At 70.4% G+C, this 14,695-nt stretch carries 18 protein-coding genes; 4 read left to right on the top strand and 14 right to left on the bottom strand.

The genetic code is table 11. The features are described 5' to 3' along the window. Nucleotides 1–28: 28 nt before the first annotated feature. Complete coding sequence (locus ACGFMK_RS06415) at nt 29–871, top strand: LLM class flavin-dependent oxidoreductase (RefSeq protein WP_392758957.1); 843 nt, start codon at nt 29–31, stop codon at nt 869–871. Continuing rightward, complete coding sequence (locus ACGFMK_RS06410) at nt 868–1,296, top strand: nucleoside deaminase (RefSeq protein WP_392758956.1); 429 nt, start codon at nt 868–870, stop codon at nt 1,294–1,296. Before ACGFMK_RS06415 ends, ACGFMK_RS06410 begins: the two co-directional genes overlap by 4 nt. 51 nt (nt 1,297–1,347) lie before the next feature. On the opposite strand, the gene ACGFMK_RS06405 is transcribed toward ACGFMK_RS06410, so the two are convergent. The 8 genes from ACGFMK_RS06405 to ACGFMK_RS06370 all read right to left on the bottom strand — a co-directional run bounded on the left by ACGFMK_RS06405 (nt 1,348) and on the right by ACGFMK_RS06370 (nt 9,628). After that, on the bottom strand, nt 1,348–3,117 hold the full coding sequence (locus ACGFMK_RS06405; protein WP_392758955.1) for a 3-hydroxyacyl-CoA dehydrogenase family protein: 1,770 nt from the start codon (nt 3,115–3,117) through the stop codon (nt 1,348–1,350). Nucleotides 3,118–3,235: 118 nt separating this feature from the next. Continuing rightward, nucleotides 3,236–3,910: a dihydroxyacetone kinase phosphoryl donor subunit DhaM gene (gene dhaM / locus ACGFMK_RS06400; RefSeq protein WP_392758954.1), complete on the bottom strand. Its 675-nt coding sequence runs from the start codon at nt 3,908–3,910 to the stop codon at nt 3,236–3,238. Next, nucleotides 3,907–4,536 (bottom strand): dihydroxyacetone kinase subunit DhaL, encoded by a 630-nt coding sequence (gene dhaL / locus ACGFMK_RS06395; protein ID WP_323322745.1) that lies wholly within the window; start codon nt 4,534–4,536, stop codon nt 3,907–3,909. The genes dhaM and dhaL overlap by 4 nt, the downstream gene beginning before the upstream one ends. Continuing rightward, the gene (dhaK, locus tag ACGFMK_RS06390) at nt 4,536–5,537 is read right to left on the bottom strand and encodes a dihydroxyacetone kinase subunit DhaK (RefSeq protein WP_392758953.1); all 1,002 of its coding nucleotides are present in this window, start codon (nt 5,535–5,537) and stop codon (nt 4,536–4,538) included. Before dhaK ends, dhaL begins: the two co-directional genes overlap by 1 nt. 67 nt (nt 5,538–5,604) lie before the next feature. After that, nucleotides 5,605–6,609 (bottom strand): DUF3558 domain-containing protein, encoded by a 1,005-nt coding sequence (locus ACGFMK_RS06385; RefSeq protein ID WP_392758952.1) that lies wholly within the window; start codon nt 6,607–6,609, stop codon nt 5,605–5,607. A 47-nt stretch (nt 6,610–6,656) separates the two neighbouring features. After that, nucleotides 6,657–6,950: a hypothetical protein gene (locus ACGFMK_RS06380; protein WP_392758951.1), complete on the bottom strand. Its 294-nt coding sequence runs from the start codon at nt 6,948–6,950 to the stop codon at nt 6,657–6,659. 10 nt (nt 6,951–6,960) lie between these two features. After that, nucleotides 6,961–8,655 (bottom strand): sodium:solute symporter family protein, encoded by a 1,695-nt coding sequence (locus ACGFMK_RS06375; RefSeq protein ID WP_392758950.1) that lies wholly within the window; start codon nt 8,653–8,655, stop codon nt 6,961–6,963. A 196-nt stretch (nt 8,656–8,851) separates the two neighbouring features. Further along, a complete protein-coding gene (locus ACGFMK_RS06370) occupies nt 8,852–9,628 on the bottom strand; it encodes a hypothetical protein (RefSeq protein ID WP_392758949.1) in 777 nt (258 codons plus the stop codon). A 579-nt stretch (nt 9,629–10,207) separates the two neighbouring features. Here ACGFMK_RS06370 and ACGFMK_RS06365 point away from each other — a divergent pair. Then, nucleotides 10,208–10,444, top strand: a complete 237-nt coding sequence (locus ACGFMK_RS06365; protein WP_392758948.1) for a ribosomal protein L7/L12 — start codon at nt 10,208–10,210, stop codon at nt 10,442–10,444. 7 nt (nt 10,445–10,451) lie between these two features. On the opposite strand, the gene ACGFMK_RS06360 is transcribed toward ACGFMK_RS06365, so the two are convergent. After that, the gene (locus tag ACGFMK_RS06360; protein WP_392758947.1) at nt 10,452–10,661 is read right to left on the bottom strand and encodes a DUF1653 domain-containing protein; all 210 of its coding nucleotides are present in this window, start codon (nt 10,659–10,661) and stop codon (nt 10,452–10,454) included. Beyond that, nucleotides 10,662–11,321 (bottom strand): endonuclease NucS, encoded by a 660-nt coding sequence (nucS, locus tag ACGFMK_RS06355; protein WP_392758946.1) that lies wholly within the window; start codon nt 11,319–11,321, stop codon nt 10,662–10,664. 36 nt (nt 11,322–11,357) lie between these two features. Here nucS and ACGFMK_RS06350 point away from each other — a divergent pair, with 36 nt between their 5' ends. Then, the gene (locus tag ACGFMK_RS06350) at nt 11,358–11,903 is read left to right on the top strand and encodes an NUDIX domain-containing protein (RefSeq protein WP_392758945.1); all 546 of its coding nucleotides are present in this window, start codon (nt 11,358–11,360) and stop codon (nt 11,901–11,903) included. Here ACGFMK_RS06350 and ACGFMK_RS06345 read toward each other — a convergent pair. The 4 genes from ACGFMK_RS06345 to ACGFMK_RS06330 all read right to left on the bottom strand — a co-directional run bounded on the left by ACGFMK_RS06345 (nt 11,875) and on the right by ACGFMK_RS06330 (nt 14,642). Next, the gene (locus ACGFMK_RS06345) at nt 11,875–12,348 is read right to left on the bottom strand and encodes a DUF2867 domain-containing protein (RefSeq protein ID WP_392758943.1); all 474 of its coding nucleotides are present in this window, start codon (nt 12,346–12,348) and stop codon (nt 11,875–11,877) included. The genes ACGFMK_RS06350 and ACGFMK_RS06345 overlap by 29 nt on opposite strands. Next, a complete protein-coding gene (locus ACGFMK_RS06340; RefSeq protein ID WP_392758941.1) occupies nt 12,345–12,845 on the bottom strand; it encodes a TetR/AcrR family transcriptional regulator in 501 nt (166 codons plus the stop codon). Before ACGFMK_RS06340 ends, ACGFMK_RS06345 begins: the two co-directional genes overlap by 4 nt. A gap of 64 nt (nt 12,846–12,909) precedes the next feature. Continuing rightward, complete coding sequence (locus tag ACGFMK_RS06335) at nt 12,910–13,683, bottom strand: enoyl-CoA hydratase-related protein (protein ID WP_392758939.1); 774 nt, start codon at nt 13,681–13,683, stop codon at nt 12,910–12,912. Beyond that, nucleotides 13,680–14,642, bottom strand: coding sequence for a GlxA family transcriptional regulator (locus tag ACGFMK_RS06330; protein ID WP_392758938.1), 963 nt, complete (start codon nt 14,640–14,642; stop codon nt 13,680–13,682). The genes ACGFMK_RS06335 and ACGFMK_RS06330 overlap by 4 nt, the downstream gene beginning before the upstream one ends. Between the last annotated feature and the right edge of the window lie 53 nt (nt 14,643–14,695).

The following is a 14,695-nucleotide window of genomic DNA, read 5'->3' as shown; positions in this document are numbered from 1 at the left end:
AGCGCTTTCGCCTCGATAGCCTTGCCGGGTGAAGATCGGCGTGAACGTCCCCAACTTCGGCCCCGGCACGGATCCCGGCGCACTGCGCGCGTGGGCGCAGACCGTGGAGGGCCTCGGCTACGACCTGCTGATGGTGTCCGACCACGTCGCGATCACCCCGGACGTGGCGGCGCAGTACCCGGCGCCGTTCTACGAGCCGTTCACGACGCTGTCGTGGCTGGCCGGCGTCACCCACCGGGTGCGCCTGGGCACCACGGTGCTGGTCGTGCCCTACCGCCACCCGCTGCTGATCGCCCGGATGGCGGCGAACCTCGACCAGCTCAGCGGCGGCGGCCGGCTGGTGCTCGGCGCCGGGATCGGCTGGGCGAAGCAGGAGTTCGACGCGCTGGACGTCCCGTTCGAGAAGCGCGGGAAGCTCACCACCGAGTACCTGCGGGCGATCCGCGCGGCCTGGGCGGAGCACGACGACTACCGCGCGGGCCCGATCCCGATCTGGCTCGGCGGGCACAGCGACGCGGGGCTGCGCCGCGCCATCGCCCTCGGCGACGCGTGGCACCCGTTGCGGCTGACCATGTCCGGGCTGCGGGAAGGGCTGGGACGCTTGAAGAACCTGGCCGGCGACGCACCGGTGCCGGCGTTCGCGCCGCGGATCCTGTTGCGGCTGACGGACACGCCGGTGACCGGGCCGGACCGGCGCGCCGGCGAGGGCACGCTCGACCAGGTCCTCGACGACCTCACGCAGCTGCGGGCGATGGGCGCGGACACCGTCGTGCTCGACCCGTTCGACGGCGACCCGGCCGAAACCCTCCGCCCGGAGGCGGCTTGGCGAGACCTCGCGGCGATTGCCGCGTCCTGGAAGGAGAAGCTGTGAAGGACACCGAAGAAACCCTGCTGCGGCGGGCGATCGAGCTGGCAAGCGAAGCGCGAGAGGTGCACGGCAACCCGCCGTTCGGCTCGCTGCTGGCGGACGCCGACGGCCAGATCCTCGTCGAGGATCGCAACACCTCGCTCACCGACAACGACATCACGGCGCACCCGGAGCTGAAGCTCGCCCGCTGGGCGGCACAGAACCTGGCCCCGGAAGTCGCGGCGGTGACCACGATGTTCACCAGCACCCAGCCGTGCGGCATGTGCGCCGGCGCGATCGAGCGGTCCGGGCTCGGCCGGGTCGTGTACGCGCTGTCGACCGAGCAGTTCCTCACCTTGCGCCCACCGGTCACTTGGGGCGGGCACAAACTGGAGGGCCCCGCCCTGTTCGACGAGGCCCGCATCCCGGTCGAGGGCTACTACCAGTAACGATCGACGGGAAACCCGTTCCTCGGCGAGGTGTCCCACCGGGGCCGGAGCTCAGTAGTCCTTGAAGCCCTTCCCGGTCTTCCGCCCCAGCCGCCCGGCCGTGACCAGGTGCTCCAGCAGCGGCGCCGGCGCGAAGCCCTCCTCGCGGAACTCGTTGTACAGCGTCCGCTGGATGGCCAGGGAGACGTCGAGGCCGACGACGTCCAGCAGCTCGAAGGGACCCATCGGCAGTCCGCAGCCGACCTTCATCGCCGTGTCGATGTCGTCGGCTCCGGCGTAGTGGGCCTCCAGCATCTTCACCGCGTCGTTGAGGTACGGGAAAAGCAGCGCGTTGACGATGAAGCCGGCTCGGTCTCCACAGTGGACCGCGTGCTTGCCGACCGCCTGGCAGACCGCGCTCGCCGTGGCGACCACGTCCGGCGCCGTCGCGATCGTCGACACCACCTCCACCAGCTTCATCACCGGGGCCGGGTTGAAGAAGTGGAGACCGACCACGTCGGACGGCCGGGAGGTCGCCGCCGCGCACTCGATCACCGGCAGGGACGACGTCGTCGTGGCCAGGACCGCGCCGGGGCGGACGACTTCGTCCAGCGCCGCGAACACCGCCTGCTTCACCGAAAGCTCCTCGGCCACCGCTTCGACGACCAGGTCGACGTCGGCGAGGGCCTCGAAATCGGTGACCGGCGTGATCCGCGCCAAGGCGAGAGCCGCGTCCTCTTCGGACAGTTTGCCCTTGACCACGGCCTTGTCGAGCGACTTCTTCACCTTCGCCACCGACGCCTGCGCCTTCTCCAGGCTCCGGGCGCGCAGCACGACGTCGAGGCCGCGCTTGGCGAAGACCTCCGCGATACCGGTGGCCATCGTCCCGGTGCCGACCACACCGACCTTCGCGACCGGCCTCGGCGAGACTCCGTCCACAGTGGACGTAACCGCGGTGTCCGCAACCACGTTCGGCGAGTCCGGCGCGTCGTAGGTGTAGAAGCCGCGGCCGGTCTTGCGGCCGAGCAGGCCCGCCGTGATCATCTGCTTGAGCAGCGGCGCCGGGGCGTGGAGCCGGTTGCGGGACTGGTGGTACATCGTGTCGAGGATCTCGTTCGCGGTGTCCAGCCCGATCAGGTCGAGCAGCGCGAGCGGGCCCATCGGGTAACCGCAGCCGAACCGCATGGCGGCGTCGAGGTCTTCACGCGTGGCGTAGCGCTGCTCGTACATCCGCACCGCGTGGTTGAGGTAGCCGAACAGCAGCGCGTTGGCGATGAACCCGGCCCGGTCGCCGATCACCACCGGCACCTTGCCCAGCCGCTCGGCGAACGCGACGGCGTCGGTGACCACCTCCGGCTCGGTGACCACGGTCTTCACGATCTCGACCAGCTTCTGCACCGGCGCCGGGTTGAAGAAGTGCATGCCGACGACCTTGCCGGGGCGGGCGGTGTGCACGCCGATCTCGGTGATCGACAGCGACGACGTGTTGGACGCGAACACGACCTCCGGCCGGGTGATCTTGTCCAGTTCCGCGAACACGTCGGCCTTGGCCGCCAGGCTCTCCGGGATCGCCTCGACCACGAGGTCCACATCGGACAGATCGGAGAGCGAGGTGCTGTACCGGATCCGGCCCAGCAGCGCCTCCCGGCCGGCTTCGTCCAGCTTGCCGCCGGAAAGAGCGCGTTCGGTGGAGTGCTCCAGGTGCCCGCGGCCCCGGGCGACCGCCGTCTCGTCGAGCTCGACCGTGACGACGTCGAGCCCGCTGCGCGCGAGCACTTCGGCGATACCGGCCCCCATCGTGCCGAGGCCGACCACTCCGACTGTCGAGATGTCCCGCGCCATCGAGGCCTCCAGTGATGTTACTCGCCGGTAATTGCCCCGATACTGCCACGCGCCGCCATCTGAAGCCCAGACGGAATCGAGTCAGAACCGCGCACGTCACCCGGTCGGCGACGCGGGCTCACTCGCCGAAATTGCCGTCCACCAGCTCTTTTGCCTTCGCCAGGGCCTCGGCCGCCTGCGGGCCGCTCGCCAGCAGCCGGATCCGGTCGCCCTGGCGGGCACCGAGCGACATCAGCGCCAGCACGCTGTGCCCGTCGGCCTCCTGCTCGCCCAGCCGGACCTTCACCTCGGCGTCGAACGCGCTGAGCGTGCGCACCAGCACCGCGGCCGGCCGCGCGTGCAGCCCGACCTCGTTGTGCAGCTCCAGCTCGATCTCTTCGGCACCACCCGTGGCCGGTGGCGTGGGGACGAGGTCCTCGGGCAACCCCGCTCCCGCAGCGGCCTCGGCCACGGCTTTGCGGTCCTGCCCGGCCTGCGCCGCGACGGCCGCGGCGATCGCGCCCTCGACCAGCGGGCCGTCGGCGACGACGGCGGCCGACGGGTCGGCCAGCGATTCGACGGCCAGCTCGGCCGTCATCTGGGCGCTGCCCAGGTCGTAGAGCAGCACGACCCCGGCACCGGAGTCGGCGCGCTGGGTGGCCGCGACGACCTCGTCGTAGTCCGTGCCGATCTCACCGCCGGGCAGGCCACCGGCCGCCACGATCGTGACGTCCGGGGCCATCTGGGCGGCCAGTTCGGCGAGGCCTTCCGCGATCTTCGCGCTGTGCGACACGAGCACGATGCCGACGCTCACCGGGCCGCTCCCGCGAACGCCCGCAGCAGCAGCGCCGACGACCGCGCGCCCGGGTCCATGTGGCCCACCGCCCGCTCGCCCAGGTAGGACGCCCGGCCCTTGCGCGGCACCAGCTCCACTGTGGACTCGGCGCCGCGGTCGGCCGCGTCGGCGGCCGCGGTCAGCACGGCGGCGACGTCCCCACCGTCTTCCGCTGCCTTCTCCGCGGCCGAGAGCGCCGGGATCAGGGCGTCGACCATGGTCGCGTCGCCTTCCACGGCCTTCCCGCGGGCCTGGACGCCTTCGAGCCCGGCGCGCAGCGCGTCCAGCAGCGCCGGCACGTCGAGCTCGGCGGTCGTGCCCAGCTTGGCCGAGGCACGCAGGAAAGCCGTGCCGTACAACGGGCCCGCCGCGCCGCCGACCTTGGAGATCAACGTGGTCGCGACGAGCTTCAGGACACCTCCCGGGGTGTCCGGCTCGGCCGCGTCGAGGGCCGCGACGACGGCCGTGAAGCCGCGGTTCAGGTTCTCGCCGTGGTCGCCGTCGCCGATCGCGCGGTCGAGCTCGACCAGCTCGGCCCGGTGCTCGGCGACGACCGCCGCGGCGGCGCGCACGGCCGCCGCGACCCCCTCGGACTTGCAGGTCATCAGACCCCCCACCGCAGGGCCGCGGTGTTGACCGGCGCGTCCCAGAGCCCGGTCAGCTCGTCGTCCAGTTTGAGCAACGTCAGACTCATCCCCTGCATCTCGAGGCTGGTGATGTACGGGCCGACCAGCCGGCGTTCGACCACGATCCCACGCTCGGCCAGCAGCCGCTCAGCGATGCCGTGTGCCAGGTACAGCTCGACCAGCGGGGTGCCGCCCATCGAGTTGGTGAACAGCAGCACCTTGTCCCCGGAGGCGAACGGCAGGTCGGAGACAACCGCTTCGACCATCCGCTCGACCAGCGCGTCGGCCGGTTCGAGGGGGATCCGCTCGCGGCCGGGCTCGCCGTGGATGCCGATGCCGAACTCGATCTCGTCGTCGGCCAGCTCGAAGCTCGGGGTGCCGGCGTGCGGCACGGTCGGCGCGGTCAGCCCGACGCCGATCGAGCGCACCTGGCCGATCACCTTCTGCGCCAGCGCCGTCACGGCGTCGAGGGAGTCGCCGCGCTCGGCGGCCGCGCCGGTGATCTTCTCCAGCAGCACCGTGCCGCCGACCCCGCGGCGGCCCGCGGTGTAGGTCGAGTCCTTGACCGCGACGTCGTCGTCGATCACGACGCTGCGCACCTCGAGGCCCTCGGCGGCGGCCAGTTCGGCGGCCGTCTCGAAGTTGAGCACGTCGCCGGTGTAGTTCTTGACGATCAGCAGGGCACCGGCGTCACCGGTCGTCGCGGTGACGGCGGCCTGCACGGCGTCCGGGGTGGGCGAGGTGAACACCGCGCCCGGGACGGCGGCGGCGAGCATGCCGAGGCCGACGAACCCGCCGTGCAGCGGCTCGTGCCCGGACCCGCCGCCGGAGATCACGGCGACCTTGCCCGCGACCGGGGCGTCGGCCCGGACCACGACGTCCGGGTCCTCCTGCACGCGGAGGATGTCGGCGTGCGCGGCGGCGAGGCCCCGCAGCGACTCCACGACCACGTTCGCCGGATCGTTGATGATCTTCTTCACGGCAACCTCCGGCAACATCGGCGGGTGGGTGCCCTCTTCCTACATCTCCGCGCGGCCGGACGCCAGGTCAGGGTTTCGGGAGCTTCGTAACGACGTTCTTCGCGACGGTGACGGCCTTGCCGCACGCGTCGTCCGTGTCCGGTTGGGTGTTGTAGTTCCGGTAGCGGACCTGGGCCAGTTCGACGTCGTCGCCCTGCCACGGCCGGTGCTGCCATTCCACCTCGCACTCCGCCGAGCTCGCGGTGCCCTTCTTCTGGAAGCCGGTGATCCCGCCGCCGAGGTCCACCTTGGAGAAACCGTCGCCCACGAGCGGGGGCAGGCCCGGCAGGAACTCGACCGACACCGTCGGGTTGGCGGCGTTGCCCGTCCAGTCGCAGCTGTGCAGGCCGGTCGGCCCCGGCTTCGGCGACGGGGCGGCCGAGGCGACCACTGAGGAGTCCGCCATCGCGCACGGGTCGGCGGTCAGCAGGGTGCCCGGCGGCGTGGAGTACTTCTCCGGCGAGTTGTGCAGCTTCTGCACGACGGCGTCCAGCACCGTCTGCCCGGGACGGCAGGGATCACCCGGGTAGGCGACCGTCAGCGTGATGGCGGTGTCCGGGTTCAGGGCCGTCATCGCCGCGACCGTGCAGTCGGCGTCGTCCGTCTTGTCGACGCGCAGCGGCAGGCCGCCGACCTGCCCGGTCGTCTTGTCCGCCCGTGGCAGGAGAGTGTTGCCGATCTCGAAGTCGAGCCGGATCTCCTTGCCGCCGGGGTCCTTGACCTTGTTGGTGCAGCGGTCGTAGGCGATCGACGACGGCGTCGGGTCCTCCTCGACCGTGCCGAGGCCCAGCGCGCCGAGGGCGTCCTTGGTGAGGAACTGGCACGGCTTGACCGTGCGCAGCACGTTCGCAGCCACCGCGGCGTCGGTGATCGGGCCGTCGGAGACCTGGCCGGTGCCCGCCGCGGCGGGCACCGTCGTCCGCGCGAAGTTGGACTTGCCGAGGTCCGGCCCGCACGCGGTCAGGGTCAGCGTGAGGGCGGTGACCAGCAGGAACAGCTTCGGGAGACGGCGGCGCCGAACGTCAGGGAGCACGCGATGCACGGTAGCGGCACGATCGTGCCGCTGTCCGGACAACCCGGCTATTCCCCAGCCGCGGGTGTGGTGTCGGTCGTCTCGGCGGCCTCGGGGTCCGCCGGCACGACCAGCGGCCGGACCAGCGCCCAGACGAGGAACAACGCGGCGACCACCAGCATGCCGATGCCGGCCCACAGGTTGATGTTGACGCCGGCCGCCTTCTCGCGCTCCGCGGCGGAGGTGAAGAAGGCGCCCATCACCGTGAGGATGACGCCGTAGACGCCGATCAGCAGGGCGATGATCAGCCGGATGTCGAAAGCGCCCGCCTTCTTGGGCCGCGCGCCGGACTCGGTAGCCATGACGGACCTCCTAGAAGATGGCGTTGAGGGCGATGGTCAGGATGAGCACGATGCCGGCGAGCAGGCCCGGCTTGCGGTACCAGCCCGAGTTCTCGCCGCTGTTGTCGTGCTGCCGCGTCGACTTCGGGGTCAGCGAGTAGACCAGGCCGACCAGCTCTTCGTCCGGCTTCGGCTTGGTCAACAGCGAGACGACGACGCTCACCACGATGTCGACGACGAACGCGGTTCCGGCGGCGACGAAGCTCGTGCCCTGGCCGCTCAGGCCGATCACCCCGGCCTGGGACAGGCCCCAGACGGTGACCGCGGACGCGGTGCCGAGCACCAGGCCGCTCCAGCCGGCGTGCGGGGTCATCCGCTTCCAGAACATGCCCAGGATGAACGTCGCGAACAGCGGCGCGTTGAAGAACGAGAACAGGTCCTGCAGGTAGTTCAGGATGTTGCCGGAGTTCGACGCGATGAACGCGGTGCCGATGGCGAGGATCGTGCCGGCCGACGTCACGATGCGCCCGAGGCGCAGGTAATAGCCGTCCGGCTTGTCCTTCTTGATGTAGGTCTGCCAGATGTCGTACGTGAAGACCGTGTTGAACGAGCTGAGGTTCGCGGCCATGCCGGCCATGAACGAGGCCAGCAGGCCGGCGATCGCGATGCCGAGCATGCCGTTGGGCAGCAGGTCGCGCATCAGCAGCAGGAGCGCGTTGTTGAAGGTGACGCCGCTTTCCGCCTTGCCGCCGTCGAGCAGGACCTGCTTGTCCTTGACGTACTCGGACACGGTGACCGCGGCGATCATGCCGGGGATGATCACGATGAACGGGACCAGCATCTTCGGGAACGCGCCGATGATCGGCGTGCGCCGCGCGGCGGACATGCTCTTCGACGCCATCGCGCGCTGGACCTCGACGAAGTTCGTCGTCCAGTACCCGAACGAGAGCACGAAGCCCAGGCCGAACACGATGCCGAGGATCGACAGGATGTTGTTGCCGAAGCCGGTGAGGTTGTCACCGGGCCAGGAGTGCAGCTGAGCGGTGCCGCCGGGGCTGTTGGTGACCTTGTCGACCAGGCCCTGCCAGCCGCCGACCTTGACCAGGCCGATGATGGTCAGCGGCACCAGCGCGATGACGATCACGAAGAACTGCAGGACCTCGTTGTAGATCGCGGCGGAGAGCCCGCCGAGCGCGGTGTAGGAGAGCACGATCACGGCGGCGATGATGATCGACACCCACAGCGGCCAGCCCAGCAGCAGGTTCACGACGCTGGCCAGCAGGAACAGGTTCGCGCCCGCGATCAGGATCTGAGCGGCGGCGAAGCTGATGCCGTTGACCAGGTGCGCCGGCTTGCCGAAGCGGCGGCGCATGAACTCGGGAACGCTGCGGACCTTGGAGCCGTAGTAGAACGGCATCATCACGATGCCGAGGAACAGCATCGCCGGGATCGCGCCGATCCAGAAGTAGTGCACCGTCGGCAGGCCGTACTGGGCGCCGTTGGCGGACATGCCCATGACCTCGACCGCGCCGAGGTTCGCGGAGATGAACGCCAGGCCGGTCACCCAGGCGGGTAGTGAACGGCCCGACAGGAAGAAGTCGAGACTGCTCGACACCTGCCGTCGTGCCAGGTACCCGATGCCGAGCACCAGGACGAAGTAGAACGCCAACTCGATGTAGTCGATCGCGTTGGCGTCGAGTCGCAGGTTCGCATCGGCGAGAAGCACCCGACCCACCTCCCGGCTGTCTTTTCAAACTGGACAACAACCGACAGGAATCACCACTGTCCTGTCGGATCCGGACAGTACTGCATGGATTCAGGGTCGGCACGCTGACCTGTCCATTGTGCACAGAGGGCGCGTTTCCCGGGCTCCGACCAGCGGAAACGCGCCCTCGACGCCGCGGGAGCGACTCAGTTGCAGCTCATCGATCGGTCGGGACGGCGATCTCGCCCTCCTCTTCGATCAGCCGGGCGAGCACGGCATCGGGCAGATAGGTGCGGTGCGGGTAGCCCGGGCCCCACGAGTTGAGCAGCGGCACCGCGCCGAGCTCGTCGGCCCGCGGGTTGCCGAGAACGGCGTGCACGTCGTCGACCGACTTGGCCCAGCGGAAGGCCGCGATGCCCTGCTTGCTGTCGGGAACGTACTTCTCGCGCGCCTGCCAGTCGTCGTTCTTGTACGAGTCGTCCCAGAGAACGTGCCCGGCGTCCTTGAGCACCTCGGCGGCCGCGCGGACCGAGGTGCCGTTGTCGTCACCGGGGTTGGTCTCGGGCCACTCGTCGCCCTTCTTGGCCGCGTCCCACAACCAGCGGGCGGTGTACTCGCTGCCGTTGAACAGCGACATGCACCGGGACCAGCCGAAGCCGACGCAGGCCCCTTCCGCGCCCTGGTCGTAGAAGGCGTAGTTGGCGTCGGTGTCCGGGGTGCCGCCCGGCTCGAGGCACACGCAGTGCCCGCCGCGGACCCGGCCGAGCGCGGCGGCGCCCGCCTTCGCGATGAAGAACTCGCCGGACTTCTCGTCCTTCTCCGGCGTGTCGAACGCGGAGTACCAGTTGACCCCGATGACCACGGGCGACCGCGTCGGCCGGTCGTCGTCCGCGAGCGCGGACAGCGGATACCGTTCGACGTGCTCCCAGTCGTCCGGAATGAACCGGCCCAGCCGCGGGTCGAGCGGATCGGAACCGAGCGGGCGATAACGCATGACTTCCTCCTCCGTGCAGGCGAAAACGCGCGCACGCCGACCGGAGAACATGCGCACACCAAGCTCAAGGCGGAAAGAAAACGTTGGCACGACAAAGAAAGACGGCCGAGCGCACCACCCTCCGGCCACGCCGGACGCACCGGCGGAACCCCTCGAATCGAGTATCCCACGAGCGGGAGGCAATGGATCCGCACCTCACCCGAACAGCGCATTAAGATAACCGCGAGAAATTAACCAGTCACCTTCACGCGCGCTATCAGGTCAACAATTTCCGAACCGGAGTAATGGCAACCGAATCAGATACACGAATAAGGCATCGATTCGGCATCACCGTAACAGCGGCGACGAGCGCGGCGACTCAGGTGCGTCTTCCCGCCACCGGACCGCCCGGAGGAATCCTGTGTCACCACCACTGGCCGTCGTCGTCATGATGTCGTCGGGATCCACCGGGGCTTGCGCCTGACGGCTTCGGTCCTCGTCGAAACCGCCGGATCCAACGTTCTGCGGCACCCCCTCCACGGCCTGTCCGCCCGCGTGGAAACCCGGTACGGGCGCAACGACCGGGTGACCGTCCCTCGCGTGCTGTTCCTCGGCGTGCTCGCACTGGCCGCGAGGAAGAAGGAGTACGACGGCGAAGTCCTGCTGATCATCGAAGGGCCGGAAACCGCGATCATCCGCGCGGCCTCCTTGCGGAAGAACGCCAAGGAGTTGGTCACCGGTACACCGTCGATCCTGCTTCAGCAGGTGCCGGCGGAACGGGCCGAAGCGGCGCGCCGGGAACTCGAGAGCGCCGGGGCGACCGTCGAACTGTGGTGAAGGCGGCTCAGGAAGTCTTGCGGCGAAACCGCGGCACCGGACCGCTCGGTGTTTCGACCGTCTCCGTGAACATTGCCTCCGGGCGCACCCACAGCCCGCGCGAACCGTAGAGAACCCGGTACACCACCAGCTGTTCCTCGGTCTCGCTGTGCGATGCCACACCGAGCACCTCGTACTCGTTGCCCTTGTAGTGGACGTAGCGCCCCGGCTCGACCACTCAGAACAGCCGGAACTCGTCGGACTCGATGCCGCGCAGTTCGTCGTAGTCCAGGGTCAGGCAGCGGATTCCGCGGTCCTCCGCCAGGGTTCGCGCCTGCGGCTTGATGATCTGGGCCGCGAACACCCCCTGCACCGGAGCCAGCAGCGGGTCGCGGTTGAGCAGTTCCAGATAGCGCGTCAGCTGCTCGACGCCGTCGATTTCGCCGCGGCGCTTGATCTCCACCGCCACCGACCTGCCGTCGGCGTCGCGGGCCATGATGTCGACCGGGCCGATCGGGGTGGGAAACTCGCGGCGGACCAGGGTGTAGCCGTCGCCGAGGGTCTTGATGTGCTCGGCCAGCAGTTCCTGCAGGTGTGCCTCGACGCCGTCCTTCTGCAGGCCCGGTTCCGCGCCCAGCGCCTGCGCGTAGTCGTGGAAGATCTCCTCGATCGAGATCACCAGTTTCTCGCCCTGCTTGTTTTCGACGATCCAGATCTTGCCGTCCTCGATCAGCCAGCAGGGCGGGCTCATCCAGTTCAACGGCTTGTACGCGCGGTCGTCGGAGTGCACCGACACCGAGCCGTCGGACTTGACGAGCAGCAGCCGGGTGGCCATCGGCAGGTGGGCGGTGAGCCGGCCGGCGTAGTCGACCTGGCACCGCGCGATCACGAGACGCACCCGAGGAGGGTAGGACAGGTCCGGGATACTGGTCGGGTGGACCCCATTCAGCGTGTCGCGTCCCGCGAGGTGTACCGGAACAACTGGATGACCGTGCGGGAGGACGAAATCCGCCGTCCCGACGGCTCGGCCGGCATCTACGGCGTGATCGACAAACCGGCGTACGCGCTCGTCGTCGCCCAGGACGGCGACCGGTTCCGGCTGGTCGAGCAGTTCCGCTACCCCGTCGGCGAGCGCCGCTGGGAGTTCCCGCAGGGCACCGCGCCGGACCTGGCCGAGGTGCCGCCCGAGGAGCTCGCGGCCCGTGAGCTGCGCGAGGAGACCGGGCTGCGCGCCGGCTCGATGGTCACGCTCGGCCAGCTCGACGTCGCGCCCGGCATGAGCAGCCAGCGCGGCTGGGTGTTCCTCGCCACCGAACTCACCGAGGGCGAGCCGGAGCGTGAGCTCGAGGAACAGGACATGCGCAGCGCCTGGTTTTCGCGTGACGAAGTCGAGAAGCTGATCCTCACCGGCGGGATCACCGACGCGCAGTCGATCGCCGCGTGGGCCCAGCTCATGCTGGCCGAGCGGCTCCGGCCCTGAGCATCCCGCGGACGACCAGGTGGTGGACCGGCCTGATCAGCGCGAAGTAGGCCGGCCCGACGCGGTTGTGGAAGTGCACGATCGTGCCGACCCGGAACCGCCGGCGCGCCGCGGGAACGACCTCGACCGTCAGGTACCCGCTCAGGTGACGGTCCTCCGCGCCGACGACCAGGTAGCGCTCCGGGTCGCCCGCCCGCACGGTGAAGAGCCCCACCGCGTCACCGGGCTCGAACCCGACGTCCGCGGACCGGCGGCGACGCGGCACCCGCGCCGTCTCCAGGCCCAGTGCCCGCGCCAGCGGGTAGCGGGCGCCGTAGAGGACCTTCACCCATCCGGGACTCCACCCGAAGACGCCCGCGACGAACTCGCGCAGGCTGTTCTCGCTTTCGATCTCCTTGAACTCGACGTAGTCGGCGCCGTCGAGGAAGGGCTCGAGGTCGGTCATGATCGTCTCCCCAGTACGAGTTCCAGCGCGCTCTTGAGCCGGTCGCCCGACAGTGGCGGCACGACCTGCCCGGCGCCGACGACGACCAGGTACAGCGCCTGGCCGAGCTCCGCGTCGCCGCAGACCTCGGTCAGGTAGTCGGCGCGGGTCCGGTCGACGCGCTCCTGGACCGCGCGCGCCTCGGCTTCCTGCAGCGCCCACGCCCGGACGGCGATCTCCAGCTCGGGGCCCGGCCCAGGCGCGAGGACGAGCTTCATCAGCGTGCGCAGCCGGTCACCCTGCACGCGCTCGGCCTCGTCCATGAACCGCGTGGTGCGTTCGGCTTCGAAGTGCTCCAGCAGCGCTGTGCGGTAGCCGCCGATGCCGCGGAAGTGGTGGTAGAAGCTGCCCTTCGACAGGCCGAGCCGCTCGGTCAGCCGCTCGATCGTCACCGCCGGCGCGCCCTGCTCCGCCAGCAGCGCCAGCCCCGCGTCCAGCCAGTCCCGCTTGCTCGCCATGGCCATACCATACCGTATGGTACGGCCGTCGGGCACGAAAGATCACGGCCGGAGCCAGGGCGGCTCAGTCGGGCCAGGAGGGCTTGCGCTTCTCGAGGAACGCCGCCATGCCTTCGCGGGCGCCGGGCAGCTGGGACGCCGAAGCCATGACCTCCAGCGCGATCGCGTACGCGTCGGCCTCGGGCCGATCCAGCTGGGCGTACAACGTCACCTTGCCCATCGCCTTGCTCGCCCGGCTGCCGCGCGTCGCCCGCGCGAGCAGCTCCGCGACGGCGTCGTCCAGCTGCTCGTCGGGCACGACCCGGTTGACCAGGCCCCAGTCGAGCGCGGTCGGGGCGTCGATGACGTCGCCGGTCAGGGCCAGCTCCATCAGGCGCTTGCGGCCGACGGAGCGGGCCACCGGGACCGCCGGCGTGTGGCAGAACCAGCCACCCTTGCCGCCCGGGAGCGCGAAGCCCGCGGATTCGGCGGCGATCGCGAGGTCGCACGACGCCACCAGCTGGCAGCCCGCGGCGGTGGCCAGGCCGTGCACCCGCGCGATGACGACCTGCGGAACCGACTGCATCGTGCGCATCAGGTCCGTGCACAACGTCAGCAGCTCGCGCACGTCCATCAGGTCGCGCGCGGCGACGTCGCCGAAGTCGTGCCCGGCCGAGAACACCGGCCCGGCACCCGCCAGGACGATGCCGGTCGCGTCGGACGTCCCGGCCTCGCGAAACGCGGCCAGCAGCTCGGCGAGGTGCTCGGCGGACAGCGAGTTGCGCCGTGCCGCGCGGTTCATGGTGATCGTGACGGTGTCGCCGTCGCGCTTGACCAGGATGTGCTCGTACTCGGTCATGCCCCGACGGTAACCCGCCGGAACGTCCGCCGGTAACTGTCGGGGCCGACACCGACCTCCGCGCGCATCCGGCGCCGCAGATTCGCCGCCGTGCCCAGCCCGGAGCGCTGCGCGACCCGCTCGACCGGCAGCTCGGTCGTCTCCAGCAGCCGCTGCGCGTACCGGACGCGCTGGACGCGCAGCCAGCGTCCCGGTGTCACGCCGGTGGCCGCGGCGAACTCCCGGTGGAACGTCCGTTCGCTCATGCGCGCGTGCCCGACGAGGTCCTCGACGCCGATGTCGTCGCCGATCCGGGCCAGCGCCCAGTCCATTGTGGACGCCATACCCGGCTGGGCGGTCGACGGTGGCAAGGGATGGTCGACGTACTGGCGCTGCCCGCCTTCGCGCGCCGGCGGCATCACCAGGCGGCGCGCGAGCGCGGCGGCGACGTCCGCGCCGTGGTCGCGGCGGACCAGGTAGAGACACAGGTCGAGGCCGCCCACCACACCCGCGGAGGTCAGGACGCCGCCGTCGTCGGTGTAGAGCACGTCGCGCCGCAGGTCGGCGCGCGGTGCGACGCGCGCGAGGCCGTCGAGGTCACGCCAGTGGGTCGTCGCCGGGCGGCCGTCCAGCAGGCCCGCGGTGGCCAGCGTGAACGCGCCGGAGCACAGGCCGGCGACCGTCGCCCCGGACCGGTGGGCCCGCCGCAGCGCCGCGATCGCGGACGGCGGCACCGAGGCCAACGGGTCGTCGCGGCCCGGCGCCAGGACGAGGTCGCAACCGTCGAGCCCGGCCAGCCCGTGCGTCGCCGCGACGTCACCGAACGGTGAGACGGCCGTGCGCACCCGGCCCGGGCTGCACAACCGCAGGGTGAACGGGCCGATCCCGCTGTCGGTGCGGTCCTGGCCCCAGACCTCGCCGATCACCGCGAGGTCGAACATCCGGGTGCCGGGCAGGAGCAGGACGCCGATCGTGCGCATGGCAGAAAAGTACCGCATCGCGCGTCTTCTGCCACTCCCCTGGACGTCGTGAA

The sequence above is a fragment of the Amycolatopsis sp. NPDC049252 genome, assembly GCF_043197175.1.
Classification (GTDB): domain Bacteria; phylum Actinomycetota; class Actinomycetes; order Mycobacteriales; family Pseudonocardiaceae; genus Amycolatopsis.
The sequence above is the reverse complement of the archived record's forward strand: the minus strand, read 5'-3'. Positions and strand labels throughout refer to the sequence as shown.